Genomic DNA, 20,214 nt, shown 5'->3' on the forward strand with positions numbered 1-20,214 from the left:
CTTACTCCTGCTCCAGTGCAATCTCTTCTTCCGTCAAATAGCACGGCGGCTCATTCCGCCACAACTCGATATTGGCGCTTCCGTCCAATGAACGAAAGTTTCCGCCGCACAAATCAAACCACCGGCAGCGCCGGCACCGAGGGTCCCGATACTCCTTTTTGTTCCGCAAAACCATCAGAACCGGTTCGGCCGGGTTGTCCCAGATTTGAGCAAAGGACCTTTCGAGGACATTTCCGAGGGAATAACTCCGCCAAAACTGGTCAGGATACACCCGTCCGGCCCAGTCCACCGCGGCAATGTTCTGTCCGATGCGGTTGCCGGCCGCCCGCTTCAGCAGCGCCTCCGCATCGGCCGCCCGCTCCGAAGAGAGCTTCCGCAGCCGCATCAGCAGATACGGCCCGTCCGCATGGTTGCCGACCGTGAGCACTTCATCCGCCTGTCCGGCAGAGGTCCTTTGCTCCGTACAGGAAAGAATCGAATCCATCGCCTCCCTCACCAAAGCCGCGGAAGGCACGGCTTCCGCCAGGTCTTCGGCACGGCCGGTCCGAATCAAATGATAAAAGCAGATGCGCCGCACATCCAGGTCCGCCGCAATCTGAAACAGCAAGGGAATCTGCCTGATATTGTCCGCCGTCATTGTGAACCGAATGCCCGCAGGAATTCCCGTCCGACGGCAGGCGTAAATCCCTTCTACAGCCGCCGCAAAAGCACCCTTGACCTGCCGAAAATCATCGTGAAACGCCGCCGGCCCATCCAGCGAAATCCCGACATAACTGACTCCCAAAGCCGCCAAATGCTCGGCCGTCGATTCCTGAATCAGCGTGCCGTTCGTGGATAAAACGGTGCGAAGTCCTTTGCCGCCGGCATATTCGAGCAGCTCAAATAGGTCCTCACGAAGCAGCGGCTCTCCGCCGCTGAACAGCAGCACCGGACAGCCGAAGTCGGCTATCTGGTCAATTAAGCATCGGGCCTGTTCTGTAGTCAGTTCCGGTTCCCCTCCAAAGCCCCGAACATGGCTGTAGCAGTGACGGCACGCCAGATTGCACCGCCAGGTACAGTTGAACACCACAATCGGCTTGTGATTCCGATGCGGCGGATAACGCAGCTCATCCGACCGGCCGGACTTGCCGCAATACAATTTACTGATATTAATCATGATATTGAATCAGGGCCTCTGTCAGCCCCTCCAGGGTATGCACAGGAGCTTCAAGGGCTGCCGGAAGATTTTCCTCCAGCAGACGACGGGTCGTGCTCGGACCGATCGAGGCAATTTTCGCCCCGCTTTGGAGCACAGTTTCTTTCGACACAACCTTTAAAAAAGCGGATACGGCCGAACTGCTCGCAAACAGAATCCAGTCAATCTTCCGGCGGCTCAACCGTTCCAGAATTGGTTCAATCTGCCGAGCGGACAGCTCCGCCGGTTCTACTGTATAACTTGAAACCTCCTCCACAATGGCTCCCTGCCGCAGCAGAGACTTCGGAAGGTCATCCGGAGCAATGGCGGAACGCAGCAGCAGAAATTTCTTTCCGGCCGGCGGCTCTTTTGCAGACAATTCCTCCGCCAGCGCCTGACCGGTAAACGTCGTCGGAACAAAATCGGCCCGCAAACCGTATTCGCCCAAGGCCCGTGCTGTTTCCGGACCAATACAGGCAATCCGGGTCCGACCAAAAGCCCGCGCATCTTTCCCCAACTGACGCAATCTTTCCAAAGAAAACTCCACACCGCGCCGGCTGGTAAAAACAACCCAGTCAAACTCCTCCAGCCGATTCAGGACGGCATCCGCCGCACCGGTTGCGGCAAAGTTTTGCACAGCAAGCACGGGCAACCCCAGCACGTCGGCTCCCAATTCATTCAGGCGACGGCTCAACGAACGATTTCCCTCCTCATCCCGGGCAATCAGGACAGTCCTGCCCGCCAGCGGACGACGGCGAAACCAGTCCGTTTCCTCCCGATAGACGGCTGTCGGTCCAATCAATACGATGGCCGGTGCCTCTATCCCCTCCTGCCGGCAGACGGCGGCAATCTTCTCCAAAGAAGCATGAACTAGACGCTGTTGCGGCAGACTGGCGTTCTGAATCACCGCCGCCGGAGTATCCGCCGGTTTGCCGTTTGCCAGAAGGGCCGTAGCAATCTGCTCCAGATGGCTCATCGCCATATAAAAGGCGATTGTGCCGCGAAATCCGGCCAGGAAATCCCAGTCAATCGAAGATTCATTTTTGTCGGGGGCTTCCTGACCGGTCACAAAAAGAACCTGCGAGCTGAACTGCCGGTCGGTCAGAAACATTCCGGAATAAGCCGCCGCCGCAGAAGCCGCCGTCACGCCGGGAACTATCTCAAAATCAACCCCCGCATGAAGACAAGTCTGGACTTCCTCCGCCGTCCTTCCGAAAAAACCGGGGTCTCCTCCTTTGAGCCGTACGACGGTCAGATATTGAGCGGCCTTCTCCAGCAGCAGCTGATTGATTTGCTCCTGCGTAAAAGGTTTTTCTCCTGTTCGCTTGCGAACACAAAGGCATTCACAGTTCGGCCGGCAGTCCTCCAGAAGGGCCTCATTGACCAGACCATCGTAAATCACACAGTCGGCCTGACGGAGAAGCTGCGCCCCGCGCAGGGTAATCAGTGCCGGGTCTCCCGGACCCGCCCCAACAAAATAGATTTTGGTTTTATGCATTCGTTTTCAAAATCTCCAGAGCCCCCTGCTCAATCAGACGCTCGGCCAGACAATCCGCCCATTCTACCGCATTCAGAACCGGCCCGCAAATCCGCTCTTTCAGGAAAGGATGTCCCTGCGGGCCCGATGCAAACGCCGTCAGCGTAATCTGTTCCTTTTCTATGGCCGCATAGGCCCCGACCGGCGCATGGCATCCGGGATGAAGCCGAGCCAGAATCCGGCGTTCCGCCTGGGCCGCTGCCGCTGTAGGAAAATGATGAATTCTTTGGAACAATTCGAACAAATGCTCGTTCGTTCGAAGAATCTCTACCGCAATCACCCCCTGGGCCGGTGCAGGCAGAAATTCCAGCGGGTCCAATATCAGCCCGTTCCAGCCGGTTATCCCCAGCCGCTCCAGTCCGGCACGAGCCAGAATGACGGCATCGTAGCGGCCTTCTTCGAGTTTTCGCAGACGTGTTTCGACATTGCCCCGAAGCGGCTCAACCCGAATATCGGGCCGCCGTCGAAGAATCTGGGCCTGTCGGCGGAGACTCGAGGTTCCCACGCAGGCTGCCGGCGGCAAATCTTCAATCCTCCGGATGGAGCGGCGAACCAGCAAAACATCCTCCGGAAAATCCCGCTCCAGCACCGCCGCAATACACAGACCATCCGGCGTCTGCGTCGGCAAATCCTTGAAACTGTGAACGGCAAAATCCGCCGTCCCCTCCAGCAGCGCCTGCTGGAGCCGGGCCGTAAAAAAACCGCTGCCTTCCAGTTTCCACAGCGGAGCATCCGCCTGCTGGTCGCCCTGGGTTCGGAGGATTTGCATCTCCACAGACAATCCCGGACAGACCTTTTGCAGGGCGTCAATCACCCGCTGGGTCTGAATCTGGGCCAGTTTCGAACCGCGTGTGGCTGCACGGAGCAGGCTCATTCCTTTTGTCTCTTTTTCGGTGGGTCTTCCAGCAGCATCTTCCGCACCACATCCAGCACGCCCAGAAAATCCCCGGAGGGCTCTTGGCTGCCGCACTGCTTGAGATACGAAATCGGGCCGTGCAGAATCTTGCGGGCCAGCGATTCGGCAAACCGCTGAAGCTGTGCGTGTTCTGATTTGCTGAAATACCGCTGATAGCGACGGGCTTCCTTTTGAGCCAGCTGCCTGTAGCGGGAGGATAATTCGCTGACAAGATCGGCTGTCTGAAGCGAATCCAGCCAGGCTGCAAACCGCTGTGCATGTTCGGCGACAATCCGCTCGGCCTGCTGAATCTGTTCGACCTGAATCGAACGGCTCGCTTCGGTTTGTCGGTTTAAATCATCCAGATTGAACAAACGAACCTGCGCAATCCCTCCCAGCGCCGGGTCCACATCCCGGGGCATCGCCAAATCGAGAATGACAATCGGCCGGCTCCGCTGGGCAAGCAGATAGGAATAGTCAGCGACCGTAATCAGCGGGGTCGGCGAAGCCGTCGTACAGACAGCCAAATCCGCCTGCCTGAGCAATTCCCCTAACGAAGACAACTCCGCCGGCTGTCCGAACCGGAGGGCAGCGGCCAGCTGACGGGCGGATTCCAGACGCCGGCTGACAATCCACAAACGGCCGATTCCGACCTTCACCAAAAGACGGCCCACCAGCTCCGCATTCTCGCCGGCCCCCAGCAGAAGCACCGTAGCCCCCGGCAGGGACATTTCCTTCCAGGCCAGTTCCACCGCCGCCGCCCCCAGCGAAATAGTCCCGGACTGGAGAATCGTCCGGCTCCGCACTTCTTTGGACGCGCGAAACGCCCGGTGAATCAGCCGATGAAAAAGGTAGCGCGTGGTCTGTTCTTCATTGGCCAGCGCATACGCCGCCTTCAGCTGGCTGATAATCTGATGCTCGCCGAGCATTTGAGAATCCAGTCCGGCGGCCACGGCGAAAAGATGTTCCACCGCCTTTGTGCCGTCATATTCTTTTGAATAAGAACGCCACGGCTCCAGGGCCTCCGGCTGCATTTCGGCAATCAGCGGCTCCAGCAAACACCGGCTGTCTGCCGACGAATCCATCGAAAGATAAATCTCCGTGCGGTTGCAGGTACAGAGAATCAGCCCTTCATACACGCCGGAGCACCGCAGGAGGCCGCGCAGCAGATGCCGCTGCTGTTCTTCCGAAAAAGCCAGCTTTTCCCTCGCTTCGTAGGGCGCATCCCGAAAACTGACACCGCAGCAAACAAGCTTCATAGCGGCAGTGTAGCAGAGGCAACCAGAGAAATCAACGGCGCATAAAAAAGGTCCGCCGACACCGGTCAGCAGACCTTTTTGTTTGGCAGAAATCAATACGAAACGGCACCGCCCGGACGAACCATAGCGCGAACAATCTTTTTCCCTTCAAACGTCTGCGTGCCGCGCATCGTCGTAATCTGGCCGGTCAGTTTCGAATCCGCCAGTTTGCCGTCCAGACTGATTTCAAACGTCCGTTCTCCGAACTCCCGTTTGGCCTTAAACGAAACCTTCGTTCCGTCAAACTCAATCTTTTCAATCGGAAGGGTCCCGTACAGACCGCTCAGGTCCGGATTCACACGCAGCCGCTGCTTGTAAGAACCCTGGTCTGTCGCAATCTCCAGGTCCCAGCTTCCTATCAGAGCTTCGCCGAACCGCGCACCCTCGACAGCGATATCCCCCATTTCGGATTTCAGCGTGCCTTTGAGCAAACCGCTCTGTCGGTCAATCGTTCCTTCAAAGCTGGCTTCCATCTGGCGGTCGCCCATTTTCATTTTCCGCTTGAGGCTCAGGGTGCCCCGTTCGTATTTCACATCCGACACTTCGCTTTCCACGGGAGCCGACTGCCACTGGCCGGACAAATTGCCTTCTTTGTCCGCCTTGATAATCAGCTTGGCCTCTACATCCATGTCCCCGACCTTATATTTCAAATTCCAGGTCCCCACCACCCGTGGAAGACGCGGAAGACGGCGGCCTGTCACCTCCGATTCCCCCCGCTCTCCCGAAAGAGTACCGGACAGTTTATCCTCTTCCACCTTGCCGGAAAATTTCGACCGGTATTCCTCGCCGCGAAAACGAGAAATCTGCTCGAAACGGAGTTTGCCGTCCTCAAACTGGATATCCTTCAGCTCGGCGACTCCCCAGAAACTGATCCAGTCCCCGGTCAGATTGCCGTTTTCATCCCGGCCGAAGGAAACAAGGGCATCCATTTCGCGGTCTTCAAACTTGATTTTCAGTTCCCAATCGCCCCAAAGCCCCCTGCCGGCCCCTCCCATTCCGGCCGACTGTGCCGCCGCAGGAAAAGACAAAACCGCCGAGATTCCCGCCGTCAACAGAAGAAAAGACAGACATGAACAGGAAAAGGATGATTTCATAACAAGCCCTCCGAAATCACGGTTCCTTTTTGGCACCGAACCCAACAAAGTTCGGCATCTGAGGAAAGGATACCCCCTATTTCTCCGGAGAGCAAGTCTTTTTTATAGGACAAACCTAAAAGGTTTTCGCCGCTTTACGGGCCTGCTCGAGGGCACGCTGAATCGCTTTTTCCGATTCAGCCGGCTCTGCCAGTGTCGGTTCAACCAGAATTGACCCAATCTGTTCAAAACCGATAAACCGGAGGAACAGCTCCACGTATTTGGTCTGCAAATCAAAGGGACTGTCCGGCGGATAACTGCCTCCGCGGGCATAAATTACCATGGCCGGCTTTCCCCGAACCAGTCCTTCATAGCCATTCTCCCCAAACCGGAAGGTATACCCCGGCTGCACCAGAATATCGATATATTGCTTCATCCTCCAGGGAATCCCGAAATTCCACATCGGTACAGCAAAAACATACTTGTCTGCATTCTTAAAATGCTCGATAACCTTCTCCACTTTATCCCAAACCTGACGCTCCTGTGCCGTGTGCTTTTGGCCGTGCAGAATGGTATATTTGGCCTGGACCGCCAATCCGTCAAATGACGGAAGTTCGGTTTCAAAAAGATTCAATTTTTCCACAGTATCCGAGGGATGGGACTTTAGGTACGATTCGACAAACGCATCCGCAACCTGGATGGATTTCGAACGTTCCTTCCTCGGTGATGCCTGAATGTAAAGAATTCTGCTCATTTCCGGTCTCCTTTCTTTTTTTATCTTTACGCTTCGGCCGTTTTGCTGTTCAACCCCCCTTTCCGGAAATTTCTTGTAGTCCGACTGTTTTCATTTAGAATGAAAGATTGGAAAAACTATTAAGGAGCGAACCATGCGGAAAAATTTCTTTCTTATCGTCCTTGTGCTGTCAGCAGTCTCCGCTGCAGAAAAAAACTTCAGCGAATCGGAATCCGTCGGCAAACTCTGGGCAGGCGGCGGGTTTTTGACTCTCCAAAAACCCTATAAAGGCGTCGAGGCGGAATGCTATGCTCTCCCGCTTCTCATTTATCAGGGCCCCAAATTAACATTGTTCGGCCCTGTGGCGACATATTCCCTTTTCGGCGAGGAAAACCGTTGGGCCTTTCAGGGGCTGGCACGTATCCGAATGGAAGGATATAACAACAATGACAGCCGATATTTAGACGGCATGTCAGACCGAGACCCCACTGTTGAACTCGGGTTTCGGTACCTTCACGATTTAAATTTTGCCGTGCTGGCACTGGATTTCAGCCACGACATTTTAGACAAACACAGCGGCTGGGAAAGCCGACTGACTTTGAGAAAGACCTTTCGAGACATACTGGATATTCAATCGCTTAATCTCACTCCATCTATCGGCGTAAACTGGAGAAACAAACAGTTAAATGACTACTACTATGGTGTGCGGTCCTCTGAATCTGCACCCGGCCGAGATGCCTATAATGTCGGCGGCTCTCTCGGCTGGCTGACCGGATTGCAGATGAATTATAAACTCTCCGAGAAATGGTCCCTGTTCGGCCTGGCAAACCTCGAATGGCTGGACAATGAAATCACCGACAGCCCCATTGTAGAAAAAGATTATACCCTCTCCGTGCTCGCCGGTCTGCTTTTTGAATTTTAATCAGACATTAAACCGGAAGCAGATGATGTCGCCGTCCTGAACGACGTAGGTTTTGCCTTCGAGACGCATCCGTCCGGCGGCTTTGACGGCTTTCTCATCCCCGAGCCGGCGCAAATCCTCATATGACATCGTCTCGGCCCGGATAAAGCCCCGCTGAATATCGCTGTGGACCTTGCCGGCCGCCTCGTGAGCAATCGTCCCCGCCCGAATCGGCCAGGCACGCACCTCGTCCTTGCCGACCGTCAGAAAGCTGATCAGCCCCAGCGTTCGATAACAGCTTTGCACAAACTGCGCCGAGGCAGGCTTGGTAATCCCCAAATCCTTCATAAACTCCGCCCGGCTTTCCGCATCCAGCTGCGCCAGTTCACTTTCAATCTCCGCCGACAGGCAAATCACCTCCGCCCCGTCCGCCGCCGCTCCCAAATCCATCGTTTGCCCCAGCTGCTTTTCGCCGACGTTGACTACAATCATCATCGGACGCAGGGTCAAAAACCCCAGCGGCTTAATCAGCTCCAGCTCCTGGGCATTCAGAGCCGCCTGGCGGAGCGGCTTTTCCGATTCGAGAATCTGCTGGAGTTTGCGCTGAAGGACCAGCTCCTCCTTATCCCGGGCCTGGGTCTTGGTGGGCTTGTGCATCTGCTTTTCCAGACGCTCAATCCGGTTGGTCACCAGCTCCAAATCAGCCAGCAGCATCTCGGTCTTCAGCTCCTCCAAATCCTTGCGCGGGTCAATTCGGTTCCGATACGCCGGCACAGAATCATTCTCAAACGCACGAAGAACGGCCACAAACAAATCCACCGTCCGCAGCTGTCCAAACAGTTTGCGGGCGGCGGCCCGTCCGTGCTCATCCGTAAAATTCAGCCCCGGAAGGTCCAGACAGTCTATCGTCGCATGCACCGTCTTGGCGGGTTTGTATAACTCCGTCAGCCAGTCCAGCCGCTCATCCGGCACCGGCACCATCACCTCGTGAATCTCCGGGGCCCCCGGCGGAACGGGCGGTTTGCCGCTGACGGCGGAAACCAATGTGCTCTTGCCCGACTGAAGCATCCCGATGACTGCTGCTTTCATTCTTCACATCCTCGCGGATAAACACTGTTTCCAAAACAATCATACGCCACTACGGCCGGAAAATCCTCCAGCACCAGCTCCCGAACCGCCTCCGGCCCCAGTTCCTCATAGGCAACAACCCGGCTGGCGGTAATATGCCTGGACAGGAGCGCCCCAAAGCCGCCCATCGCCGAAAAATGAACCGCCCGATACTGCCGGAGGGCCTGCTGAACCTCTTTGGAACGGTATCCCTTCCCAATCGTCCCCTTCAACCCGGCCTGAAAGAGAGCCGGCGCAAAGGCATCCATTCGGGCCGATGTGGTCGGACCGGCCGAGCCGATTACACGCCCCGGCGCCGCCGGCGTCGGTCCCACATAGTAGATCACCGCCCCTTTCAGGTCAAACGGAAGCGGCTGTCCGGCTTCCAAAAGGGCACACAGACGCCGATGCGCCTGGTCGCGGGCCGCATAGACAACCCCGTTCAGACGCACCCAGTCTCCGGCCCGAAGCCGGCTGATTTGCTCGTCTTTGAGAGGGGTCTGGATTCTTGTTTCTGATAAAGGACTCATCACCGCTTATTATAGAGATGCAAAGACGATTTTCGACAAAATTTCTTCCCCGGAAATCCGAACTTGAACCCCTTTTTTCTTTTGGAAAAAAGATTGCGGTCGGATATCCGGAAAAGATATAATAAAGCTATGGCCAAATACCCGATTTTTCTGGAAATGGCCGGCCGGCGGGCTGTGGTTATCGGCGGCGGCCCTGTAGCCCTTCGAAAAGTTCAGGGGCTCGCAGAGGCGGGAGCTCGTGTTACCGTGGTTGCCGAACATATCCTGCCGGAAATCGAGGAAGCCCTCGTCCAGCTGAACGCGGAAATCATCCTCAGCCGGTATCACAAGGATTTTCTTGTCTCCGCCGCCCTGGTGATTGCCGCCACCAACAATCCCGACCTGAACCGCCGCATCTATGAAGACTGCCAGGAACTGGAAATCCTCTGTAATGTGGTGGATCAGCCGGAGCTGTGCGACTTCTTTGTGCCGGCCGTGGTCAAACGCGGCGACCTGCAGATTGCCATCGGAACCGAAGGACACTGTCCGGCCTACGCCGGTCATCTCCGGCAGAAATTAGAGGAAATTTTTACGGATACACACGGTCATTTTGTGGACGAACTGGCCAAAGTCCGCTCCCGCATCATCGAAACCATTCCCGACAGCGACCAGCGGAAAGCCCTGCTGGGCAGACTGGCCAGCGACGAATCGTTTCACTATTTCGCAGAACACGGACCGGAAGGATGGCGCCGCCACTGCGACGAAATGATCCGTCAGTGCTCCGCCTAATCGGACGGCGAAAAAAGAGGACAGGCAATGAATCTGTACCTGATTCAGCACGCCCAGGCCTTCCCGAAAGAGCAGTATGCAGACCGCCCCCTCACAGAGGAAGGATACTGGCAGGCCCAGCAGACCGCAGAGTTTGTAAAACGGCTGGGCATCTCCGTCGGAGCCGTCTGGCACAGCGGAAAGACCCGGGCCCTCCAGACGGCGAAACTCTTTCACGCCGCTGTAAAGGGACCCTGCCCCCTGGACAAGCACGAAGGGCTTTCTCCCGAGGATGACCCGGAGCCGATTGCCGAGGAAATTGAAAAAGCCCAGACAGACCTGATGATTGTCGGACACCTGCCGTTTTTGTCGCGACTGGCCGGTTTGCTGCTCTGCGGCAGTGCAGACGCCGAACCTGTGCTCTTCGAAAAGGCCGGTGTGGTCTGTCTGCGGCGAAATGACGACGGCCTCTGGCAGCTAAACTGGCTCGTCAAACCGGATATTTTATAAATCCGTTTGCCGCTCTGACAGTGCAGGACCAACCGGAGACTCCGACTCCTCCAACGGCTCTATCAGGCACCAATCCGGCGATTCCAGCCCCTTGAAATCCCAGCCCGCCCGACAGACATGACAGGTCATCTGGTCCGGCCGCCGCAGGGAACCGCAATTCAGACAAGTAACCTCTTTTTCTCTGGGCCGCACCAGATGGAATGTAATCCATGCAGGGACCCCGAACAATATTCCTAACGCAAACCATCCACGCGCAGCCCGGGACGAGCCGCCGAGCGAAAGGGACTTCCTGCGGAGGCAAAGCCCGACCCCAAGACCCACCAAAAGCGAGGGCAGGAGCATCAAAAAGGCCCAAAAAAACTGCGCAGGAAGACCCATCTGCCGACACCTTCGAAGAATCCCGATAAAACTGTGAGGACGGAGAAACAACGCCCTCATACCGGCCCGCGGCTCGATTGCCTCCGCACACAGAAATGACAAACCGTGAAAAACCGCCGGCTGCAGCGAATCGGCAAAAAAGCGGGCGGTTATCGCCAGCGCTCCGTCCCCCCGTTCGAAAAGTTTGCTCAACAGTACCTCTTGATAATATCCTGAAACAGAATTCGCCGCAGGGGAACGAAACATATCATAACCCGTCATCTGCCCCTGGGCATCAAAACACTCGACAGCCAAACCGACCCCTTCGGGAGCTGCGGAGGCGGCACAGCAGCCATAATAGACCAGCTGGCCGTTTTTCTCGCGGCACACAGGATACACCCGATATGCAGATAATTTTTCCGGTCGGCCCTCTGTCCGAGAGCCGAACAGACCGACCGGAGCAGGCAAACGTCCGGCAGGACCTTCTATGCAGAGACTTTCTTTATTCAGACGCAGGATTTGTCCGTCTGCATCCAGCACAAGCAGCCAGGGCCCCGCCGTATCCAAACGAAAATCAGAAGGAACTGTTTCCCACCAGCGTCCCGCATAACCGCCGGTTTGTCCTGTCTTCGGCGGCCTCCATCGACGGGCTTCCTGGACAACAACATCAATTTCTCTTCCCTTCTGCAATGAACCAAACTGAATCGGCTCTATGGAATCTCCCAGAACGGGACCGGCCGAAAACCGCGGTTCCATTCCGCACAAATCTAAATGGAAAAACTGCCGCAGCTGTCTGTCATAGATAAAAAGCTTTCCCTCCTGTTCGTCTTTATAGAGGAACGGATCACGAAATCGCCCGAGCGATTCTTTCTTTACAGGGCTTATGCCCCCAGGACCTAAATAATGTGCCGCCCCCTTCTGCCGACGGAGAGTCCCCTCATAGTATTTCCATTCAAACAGACCGCTTTCCGCATCATACTGGAAAACATCCCATCCGGTTGAAATTTTCCCAATCACCGAACGCCGGGCATCCGACATAGGGGCCCATGCCGGCTCTCCCAATACACTCGCGGGAAGGCCGCTTCCCAAAGAAACCAAAAGAGAACAGGGGAAAAAATTCGGATCATTTTTTCTATCCATACCTTCCAACATAACCCAAACGGCCTCAATACGGCGAAAATTTGCAGAAGCAATGCCCTTTCGGCAAAACCAATCCGCCCAGAAGAGAAGGATGGCCCAGAAGAGAAGAACCAGAAAGCCCGTCGTAAAAATCTTCAAACCATTTCCAGTACGTGCCATAAACCCTCTCCTTACAGAGAAGAAGTTCGATAGATTTCCCAGCCCAGAAGCACGGCGGAAACCGTCGCCGTCAAAAAGAGAATCTGAACCTGAACGTCAAATCCCTTGATGCTCAGCAAACTGAGCAGAATGATAACCAGCCCCAGCGTCCCGAGTGTCGGAAAGACCCGGCTGGACATCCAGCCCGCCGCCAGCCCGATTCCATAACAGGCCGTCCCCGCCAAAAAACCGGAAATCAACGAGGAAATCAGATCATCCCGAAAGGCCTCATTAAAAAACGCAAAGTCCCTGAACAGAATCATCGAAACAGTGCCCAGGCCTGCTGTAAAAAAGAGGTTCGGAATAAGACCGGCCGCAACCCGAGCCGCAAAAACCTGCCGACGGACCGCCCCTCGACCCAGCAGGAAAGCCGACAGGCGGCGCATCCGATCAAAATACATCTGCGAAACGCCCAGAACTGCTAATCCCACACACAGAAACGGGTACGGGTACACAACCCCCCCTTTCAGACGAAGGGCCTCTTCCGTCCCCCGAAAAGCCGCAGAGACGAGCAAAAGAACTGCACCGCCCCATAACAGCAGAAACACCAGATAAAACACCCACATATCTTCGATTTCTCTTCGTATCAGCGTCCACATAATTGCCCTCTCCTTTCTGCTAAACCATCTGATAGACCGGCTCCGTTCTTGTGCATTCCAGAAAGATTTCTTCCAGATTCATCGGAATTTCCACAATCTCCTGCGGCTGCAGCGACTGAACCATTTTCATTTTCAGCGGATTCCAGTTGGCGGCCGTGAAGACCAGCTCTCGTCCCTCTTTGTGCTGGCGGATTAATTCCGTCAGATAAAGCCGCTCGGGCGCCTGGTCAGAAAAAATCACACGAAATTTTCGGATTCCGTTTTTCAGCCCCTCGAGGGTGCAGTCCGCCGCCAGCCATCCGTTCACCAATATCCCGATCCGATCCGCAATGCGTTCCACATCGCTGAGAATATGCGAACTGAACAGAATCGTCCGCCCCTGACGCTGAATAACATCAATCGCCAATTCAAGAAACTGCCTCCGGACAACCGTATCCAGCCCGAGGGTCGGGTCGTCCAGAATCAGCAGCTCCGGTTCTGCCGCCATGGCCAACGTCAAATCCAGCTGAGCCCTCATTCCGGCGGAAAGGTCTTTGACCTTCCGATTCATCGGCAGATTGAATAAACCCGCCAACTCCTCAAAAAGACTCTGATTCCAGCGTCCGGCTAACCCCCTGCACAGGGCAGCCAGACGGCCCGCCGTGTATGTCCCGATTAAAGGATGTCCTTCTGCCGTATACCCGATTCGTGTTTTGGTCTTTCTGGAAAGCATCTGCGAATCCTGCCCGAAAAGAAAGGCCCTTCCGCGGGTCGGGCTTTCCAAACCGAGTAAAATCCGTATCAGCGTAGTTTTGCCGGCACCGTTTCGCCCCAAAAGACCGTAAATACATCCCTGAGGAATTTTCAAAGTCACTCCCTTCAGAACTGCCCGGCCGTCATAATACTTCACCAACCCCTCCGTCTGCACAATAAAGGTGTCCATTTTCATCTCCTTTGTGTATCGATATTGTAGCTTTTTAAGGTTTCTTCAAACCACTCCTTCAAAAGTTCTGGAGCCACCTTAAGAAGGACGGCCTCGACTACCGCTTGTTTCAGAAAATTGCAGACAATTTCCTTCTTGGCCGAGTCGCTCAGCCGAGAGAAGATTTCGGACACAAAAGAACCCCCGCCCGGTCTGGTATTTATGAGCCCTTCCTGCTCCAGATATTTATAGGCCTTCGCAATCGTGTTCGGATTGATAACAAGCTGCACAGCCAGCTGGCGGATTGTCGGCAGCTGTTCACCCGGAAGAAGACGTCCGGAAGCAATCTCCTGCTTGATTTGGTCGATTATCTGCTGATAAACCGGCCGTTCAGAATTGGAAACAATTGTGATCTGCAAAATGCTTCCTTTCTTGTTGTACTATTACAACTATTACAAGTTTAACGAGCCAAGATTTTCCCTGCAACAAAAAAATGGGATTTTTAAAAAAATATTCTTAAATCAAAATAAGAAAAGGGGATATATTAATTAAAAAATGAGATTCCTCAAATGAAGCATCAACCCTCCCCTCTAAATCCGCCGGGCGGCGACATAGGAGGCGGAAAACCGCCCGGAGCAAAGCCGCCTGGGGTTAATCCGCCGGGTGTAAAGCCGCCGGGGGTCGGCGACATCCCCGGTTGGGATGTTCGTCCGACAAATACGTCACTCTCGGCCTCTCGTTCAGCCTCCTGAACATCGCGATAGTTTTTCCGCAGTTCCGCTGTCCAGTTCGCCTGGCGGATAGGAAGTTTTGCAAGAATCCCATCCTCCTGCGCATAAAGCATGCTCACAAACTCCCGCCGGCGCAGAGCCGTCATTGCACCCGACCAATCTACTTCTGCAATTTGGTCCAAATAGAGATACGGGGTCGTAAAATCAATTTTCTCCGGAACGGAAGCCGCCGTTGTCCCCATACCGGGGCCTTCCATAGGCATCGGAAATGCAGCGCCCATCGGAGGAGGTACCGCCCCTTCCATCCCGAACCCTGCGCCGGTTTCCGCAGAAGCGGCGGTCCTTTTGACCTCAACTTCTGAACCGATGAGTTGTCCCGGGAGTACTTCAAACTCATGACTTCTCCAGCGGCCCATATAATATTTGGAAACGCGCACGTTCACCGCAATCGGGTTGGTTCTGGAAATATCCATCGGGAAAATATGAAGTGTTTTGGGAATCGAAGCAATCAGCGGTTCATTCCTTTTGGCGACAGTTTCCGCAAACGGCGTCCATAAAACGATTTGATTCTTGAACTCCTGCTGGTCCGGCTTAAACCAGTCCCTGCCGGCAATCGGATTAAACAGGCCGACTCGAATTCGGTATTGATAGGTTTTTCCCGGCTGAACGGTGTCATCATGAGCCCAAACCAGCAAAGGTTCGGTCCGCTTCCACCAGTCATCCGTCAGCAATTCTCTCTGGTAATCCCGCCAGATGTCTTCAACCGTTCGCTGGCGTGTTCCCGGTCGAGTTGCCACGCCCGGGGCCCCCATATCCGGAGGCATCACTCCGGGGCCGCCCGGCTGAGTTCGCCCGGGCTGCGGCTGTTCCCGACCCGGCTGCGGCTGACGTCCCGGCTGGCGTCCCGGCTGCCGCGCTCCTCCGGGCCCCGGCAAGCCGCCTTCCATCCCTCCCGGAGCCGTCCGGCCCGGACCCGCTCCCGCGGCGCCGGCCGCCTGCTGCTGCGCCAATCGACGCGCTTCATCCCGCTGCTGCTGAAGCAGCTTCTGGGCTTCTTCCAGATACGGGGGCGGCATCCAATACTGATACCGCGACGTAGCAAAATCATACGGCCGCTGCTGCAGAAGTGACGCCTGACGAATGCGTTCTTTAAATTGTTCTATTTGAACAGAAACGCCGCCGCCGCTGAGCTCTTCGGTTCGGTACGGCAGCTGGTCAAACAGTTTTTTATAAGCAATCGTCTGGGGGCTCGGCACCCGCTCCCAAGGCCCCCAAGAGCCGTCCGGAAGCTGTTCTCTACGCTGCAGCTCCACTCGGGCGGCAACAGGAACCGCCAAAACCGGGTCTTTATGGGCCGGACGAACTCCCAAGCCCATAAAGGCCGATTGAAACTGCTGCACAATCCGCCGGACATCCAGCCGGGCCGAAACCGTCACAAAATCCACATCTCCTATCTGGACGGGAACATTCTCATACGGCAGCTCCGGCGTAACCTCTTCCGTCGGAACGTAAGCGGCCGAACGGATATAAGCCATCTGAACATCCTGCAGCGGCGGAATCTCCGGCACAGCGTATTCCCGGTCTGTTTCGATCGGCTGACGCCCAATCCCGGGCAGCATCGGGTAAACCTGCAGATTCAGGGTCGGAACAGAGGAAGCAAGGAGCCGTTCATAGGAGGGAATAAAATCCGGCAGCGGCAGTGATACCGTCTCCGACGCCCCCTCAATTCGTTCACGAAGACGTTCCGCTTTCTGAGCCAGCTTATTCTGGGCCGAACCGGGAGATTCCTTGCGCCCATCAATCACCGGACCGAACGGATTTCGAAAAACAAACAGCCACAGCAGCCCCAGACTCAGCAGACCGATTCCGGCAAGAATGATTTTATCCAAATGCTGCTCAAGAAGATTTTCTCGTTTTTTGCTCATGAAAATATCCTGTGCTCATCATTTTCCGTTCGAACAGCTCATCCCGCAGCCGGCCTGTCATCATCAATACCCCGCCGGCCCAAACGGCGCAGCAGAGGCACCCGCTGCAGATTGTCCCAGCAGGACCTTCACCGGCTCCGGTTTGATTTCATCATAGGCCTTGCGGACAAACAGATACTCGCAAACCAAGTCCACCCGCATCGCCGCATCGGTTCCGTACCGGTAATAATAATGCGAAGGGCTCTGCTTATCCACTGCGGAAAAAGTACTGGCCAAGATCGTAATCTGATTGTGGCGGCCCTGACGAATTTCACCGTTTTCCTTAAACCCCTCCCGATAACTGTGGGGCCTGCTGGAACAAAGTTCTTTCAAAAACGCCTGCGTATAGCGGCTGTCCACAATCACCGATACGGCAAAGTGAACTACATCAATGTCCTCGTTGCCGATTCGAGCCGTCCAGGGACGCGAAATCAGCGGGCTGGGCATACCGGGCAGGACATAAGCCGGCTGGTCAGATGTCATGCTGCCGCCGAATCCGCCAAACCCTCCGAAACGCGGAGACACAACTCCAGGCATCCCCCCGACCCCTCCGGACAGTCCCCCCGCAGGGACATCCGACACCGGACGCTGAAAACTCACCCCCATCAGCCGTTTAACGGGAGAATCCGCAACCCGCTCCGACCCCGTGTTCATCGCCTCAATCGCCGCCACTACATCTTCATAAATCCAATAGGCCGTTTGAGCAAACCAGCAGTCGCGCAGGGCCTGCTCGGCCCCCACAAACTGGTACGATTCCCAAAAATCATACCAGGCAAAAACCCGCGGATGCGCATACATCGCAATTCGCTCCGCCCGAGCATTGCAAATCGCATTGACCATCGGATTGTCCGCCGCTCCCAACTGACCCAATCCGGGCGTTCCTCCCAAAAACTCCCCGCCGCGAACGGCACCGACCGTCCCGCCGCCGGCCGCCCGAATTTCGCTTTCCGAGGGAGCATCGAGGGCCTTCAGTCGTTCGGTAATCATCTGTTCAATGGCCGCTCGATACCGTCGCCCGAAATCCAGATAGACCTGGGACGATGTGTCCTCGGATTTCGGAAAAATTCCGTATTTAATCAGCTCACGCAGCGAGGACTGGATTGACATCCGCTGAACGGCTTCTGCATCCGCCCGATACTGCTGTAGAACTCTCTGAACCTGTTCGGCCTGCTCTTTCGGAGGGGTCGTTCGAGCCAGACTGTCGAGAGTCTGAGCCATTCGCTCCCAGTCCTGCTTTTTGGTGCTGACGGTTCGTCCAATCAGAATCGTCGGAACGAACAGAACCAGCCCGACCAGCAGCAGCCCCGCCGGCAGCAGAAGAGCCGAATATTTTTTCAAATACCCCTTGATGATATCAATTACCATATTCATGATTTAGTCTCACATCTGGATGATTGCTTCGCTATGATCTGCCTAAAAATCACCGCCGCCTCCGACGCCGCCGGGAGCTGTCGGAACAGCCGTTGGGAAAAATCCGCCGCCCATACCGCCTGTACTCATTTCCGGCACAACCGGGGCGTCTTTCCATACAAACTTGGCCTGAATCCGAAACCAGGAATCCCGCAAAATATATTGAGGTTCTCCGAAGGGGCTCTGTTTGACACGGCCCAAGTCCCGGTCCGTATAAGCCGGATTATTTCTAATATCCTCCGGCGTAATATAATCCAGCGTTTTGCTGATTTCCTCCTCTGTCATCGGATCGATAAGGACAATCTCCCTGGTGACGCGAGTCGGAACCGCTCCGGTCATCCCGGGCATCATAGGACCCGGCGCCGCCGTCATCCCCGGTGCGGCACCGGCCGGCTGAGTTGACGGAACCCGCTCCACCTCCCGGAGAATCCCGATTCCGGCCGGCATCTGCATATCCGCCGGGTCCACGGCTCCGGATTCATCCCGAAAATGCCGGATATCGCCTTTGCCGAACAGCTCAAACGGCGTATCCGGAAACAGGGTTTTGAGATTCTCAAACCGGGTCACCACACCCCATCGTCTCGAGTCTGACCCGACCCCGGGCGGGTCCAGCAATTGAGCAATATTTTTATAAGGACTGTAGCCCTCAATTAATACAACAAATCCCGCCTGCGGCGTTGTGCCGGCGGCTCCCATCATGTCTCCGCCGACCATACCAGGCCCCCCGAACATCTCTCCCGGCATCCCTCCGGGCCGCATGACAGGTCCGCCCATAAAGCCGCCCATCTCTCCGCCGAACCCGCCGCCGGGGCCAAATCCGCTTGCCCCCCGCCGGCTCCCCTGCGGAAAAGCCGCCGAGGCCAAATCCGGTGCAAACTGAATCTCCAGACGCGTCACAAACATAATTTTTCTTTCTGCACGCGGTATGGAGCGGATAGTCCGGATGTCTCCATTCACAAACGCCTCGTATAAAGCGGCGATTTCCGGCGTGTTGTCTTTATTTGGAAAACACTTCAAAAGGGTTTCATTCAGGAGAGGAATAATCTGCCGATATTTGAACAAATCCAGCTCCTTTTGAACCTGCTGTTCAAACATCGGTTTTTGGCTTTCAAATTCTGAAACGGCTGAATTGATGCTTTGGGCCTGCTGCATTACGGCCTGAACCGTCCGAAGGGCTCCGCTCTCGCGGGTGTACTGCTGAAGCAGACGGAAGGTCCAGAGCAGACAAACCAGACTGACCGCCAGAAAAACCCCGGCTGCAGCCGTAAAGACCCTCGCTTTGCGGGTCCAGGCCATTGCCCGGGCAATTCGGCGAGGCAGAAGATTGGTTTCAATCTTCGATTCGCCCAGCAGCTGAACCCCCAAACCGTATACCACACCGAACTCAGAAAGATTTTCATGAAACTTGGCCGCGGACACTTCCGGAGAAAGCGTCAGCCGCTCGAAGGAATCGGGCTTAATCACCGGAAGCCCCAGACTCTGCTGAAGATATTTGGTCAGTCCCTGAAGCTTAAAACCGCCCCCCAGCGCCAGTATGCGTGAAAATCCCTTATCCCGGCCGGCTCCGCTGGATGAATAAAACCCAAGACTTCGCTGAATTTCACCGGCCAAATCCGTATAAACCGGCTTCATCGCTGTGAAAATCTGCCGCATATACTTGCTCATCGGGGCCGTCCGCTTGAGTTTTTCGGCCTTGGCAAACTTCAGCTTAAAGGCGTCGGCAATCGCTTCAGTAAACGTGTTGCCCCCGATTCGAATGCTGCGCTGCCAGACCGAATCGCGGGTGGCAATCACCAGCGTAGTGTTCTCGGCCCCCATGTCGAGAATAATGGTGGCTTTTCCGGCCGAAGCACTGATATCCTTCAGGTCATACAGCGCATAATTATACAGAGCAATCGGACTGATTTGCACACAGCTGACACGCAGATTTTCCCGACTGAAAAAGTCCAGCATCTCGGCGATGACTTCATTTTTGATGGCAAAAATCCCGACTTCCGTATCAGGGCTGTCCGGATTTTTCAGCAGCTGCCAATCCCACTCGACCTCATTGATATCAAAGGGAATCTGCTGTACGGCTTCGAGAGGGACGATTTTGGGAATCCGCTTGGGGTCCACCGGCGGCATCTTGACCAGCCGGGCAAAACTGTTTTGACCGGCTATAGCAATGGCAACCTCTTCCCTGCCGACCTCATTTTCTTTCAGAAACTCTCGAAGGGTTTGTTGAATAGTTTCCCGGCGTTCTTCCGGTGTGACGTCTGCGGTGGAAAGAATTTTCGAGTGTTCCAGACAGGCAAAGCCCGCTACCTCCAGCCCTTCTGCACCCCGCCGGAGCCGCAAGGCCTTTAATGAGCAGGTTCCGATATCAATCCCCCAGACCGCATGCGACGCTTTGGCCATGATGTTCCTTTC

18 protein-coding genes are annotated in these 20,214 nt (G+C 55.4%); 3 read left to right on the forward strand and 15 right to left on the reverse strand.

All coding sequences use genetic code 11. The features are described from left to right. Position 1: 1 nt before the first annotated feature. From WHS88_01660 to WHS88_01685, 6 genes are all read right to left on the reverse strand, one after another. A complete protein-coding gene (locus WHS88_01660) occupies positions 2-1,156 on the reverse strand; it encodes a radical SAM protein (protein ID MEJ5258874.1) in 1,155 nt (384 codons plus the stop codon). Beyond that, a complete protein-coding gene (gene cobA / locus WHS88_01665) occupies positions 1,149-2,672 on the reverse strand; it encodes a uroporphyrinogen-III C-methyltransferase (protein MEJ5258875.1) in 1,524 nt (507 codons plus the stop codon). The genes WHS88_01660 and cobA overlap by 8 nt, the downstream gene beginning before the upstream one ends. Then, positions 2,665-3,585, reverse strand: coding sequence for a hydroxymethylbilane synthase (hemC, locus tag WHS88_01670; GenBank protein MEJ5258876.1), 921 nt, complete (start codon positions 3,583-3,585; stop codon positions 2,665-2,667). The genes cobA and hemC overlap by 8 nt, the downstream gene beginning before the upstream one ends. Then, positions 3,582-4,865, reverse strand: coding sequence for a glutamyl-tRNA reductase (gene hemA / locus WHS88_01675; GenBank protein ID MEJ5258877.1), 1,284 nt, complete (start codon positions 4,863-4,865; stop codon positions 3,582-3,584). The genes hemC and hemA overlap by 4 nt, the downstream gene beginning before the upstream one ends. A gap of 92 nt (positions 4,866-4,957) precedes the next feature. Then, positions 4,958-5,998, reverse strand: a complete 1,041-nt coding sequence (locus tag WHS88_01680; GenBank protein MEJ5258878.1) for a hypothetical protein — start codon at positions 5,996-5,998, stop codon at positions 4,958-4,960. 115 nt (positions 5,999-6,113) lie between these two features. Continuing rightward, a complete protein-coding gene (locus WHS88_01685) occupies positions 6,114-6,731 on the reverse strand; it encodes an NAD(P)H-dependent oxidoreductase (GenBank protein ID MEJ5258879.1) in 618 nt (205 codons plus the stop codon). 133 nt (positions 6,732-6,864) lie between these two features. On the opposite strand from WHS88_01685, the gene WHS88_01690 reads away from it, so the two are divergent. Continuing rightward, the gene (locus WHS88_01690; protein ID MEJ5258880.1) at positions 6,865-7,632 is read left to right on the forward strand and encodes a MipA/OmpV family protein; all 768 of its coding nucleotides are present in this window, start codon (positions 6,865-6,867) and stop codon (positions 7,630-7,632) included. On the opposite strand, the gene ychF is transcribed toward WHS88_01690, so the two are convergent. Together ychF and WHS88_01700 are read right to left on the reverse strand one after the other, a co-directional pair. Then, the gene (gene ychF / locus WHS88_01695) at positions 7,633-8,700 is read right to left on the reverse strand and encodes a redox-regulated ATPase YchF (protein ID MEJ5258881.1); all 1,068 of its coding nucleotides are present in this window, start codon (positions 8,698-8,700) and stop codon (positions 7,633-7,635) included. Continuing rightward, the gene (locus WHS88_01700) at positions 8,697-9,248 is read right to left on the reverse strand and encodes a FumA C-terminus/TtdB family hydratase beta subunit (GenBank protein MEJ5258882.1); all 552 of its coding nucleotides are present in this window, start codon (positions 9,246-9,248) and stop codon (positions 8,697-8,699) included. The genes ychF and WHS88_01700 overlap by 4 nt, the downstream gene beginning before the upstream one ends. A gap of 129 nt (positions 9,249-9,377) precedes the next feature. Here WHS88_01700 and WHS88_01705 point away from each other — a divergent pair, with 129 nt between their 5' ends. Continuing rightward, entirely contained in the window at positions 9,378-10,016 is a 639-nt protein-coding gene (locus WHS88_01705; GenBank protein MEJ5258883.1) for a bifunctional precorrin-2 dehydrogenase/sirohydrochlorin ferrochelatase, read from the forward strand. Between the two features lie 27 nt (positions 10,017-10,043). After that, positions 10,044-10,505, forward strand: coding sequence for a phosphohistidine phosphatase SixA (sixA, locus tag WHS88_01710; GenBank protein MEJ5258884.1), 462 nt, complete (start codon positions 10,044-10,046; stop codon positions 10,503-10,505). On the opposite strand, the gene WHS88_01715 is transcribed toward sixA, so the two are convergent. The 7 genes from WHS88_01715 to pilM all read right to left on the reverse strand — a co-directional run bounded on the left by WHS88_01715 (position 10,500) and on the right by pilM (position 20,202). Beyond that, a complete protein-coding gene (locus WHS88_01715) occupies positions 10,500-11,900 on the reverse strand; it encodes a hypothetical protein (protein ID MEJ5258885.1) in 1,401 nt (466 codons plus the stop codon). The genes sixA and WHS88_01715 overlap by 6 nt on opposite strands. Positions 11,901-12,172: 272 nt before the next feature. Next, a complete protein-coding gene (locus tag WHS88_01720) occupies positions 12,173-12,799 on the reverse strand; it encodes a hypothetical protein (protein ID MEJ5258886.1) in 627 nt (208 codons plus the stop codon). Positions 12,800-12,818: 19 nt separating this feature from the next. Further along, entirely contained in the window at positions 12,819-13,721 is a 903-nt protein-coding gene (locus WHS88_01725; protein ID MEJ5258887.1) for an ABC transporter ATP-binding protein, read from the reverse strand. 2 nt (positions 13,722-13,723) lie between these two features. Beyond that, entirely contained in the window at positions 13,724-14,119 is a 396-nt protein-coding gene (locus WHS88_01730) for a GntR family transcriptional regulator (GenBank protein MEJ5258888.1), read from the reverse strand. Positions 14,120-14,277: 158 nt separating this feature from the next. Beyond that, on the reverse strand, positions 14,278-16,356 hold the full coding sequence (locus WHS88_01735; GenBank protein ID MEJ5258889.1) for a hypothetical protein: 2,079 nt from the start codon (positions 16,354-16,356) through the stop codon (positions 14,278-14,280). A gap of 63 nt (positions 16,357-16,419) precedes the next feature. Beyond that, positions 16,420-17,766: a hypothetical protein gene (locus WHS88_01740; GenBank protein ID MEJ5258890.1), complete on the reverse strand. Its 1,347-nt coding sequence runs from the start codon at positions 17,764-17,766 to the stop codon at positions 16,420-16,422. Between the two features lie 42 nt (positions 17,767-17,808). Beyond that, positions 17,809-20,202, reverse strand: coding sequence for a type IV pilus assembly protein PilM (gene pilM, locus WHS88_01745; GenBank protein MEJ5258891.1), 2,394 nt, complete (start codon positions 20,200-20,202; stop codon positions 17,809-17,811). Between the last annotated feature and the right edge of the window lie 12 nt (positions 20,203-20,214).

The sequence above is a fragment of the Anaerohalosphaeraceae bacterium genome, assembly GCA_037479115.1.
Classification (GTDB): domain Bacteria; phylum Planctomycetota; class Phycisphaerae; order Sedimentisphaerales; family Anaerohalosphaeraceae; genus JAHDQI01.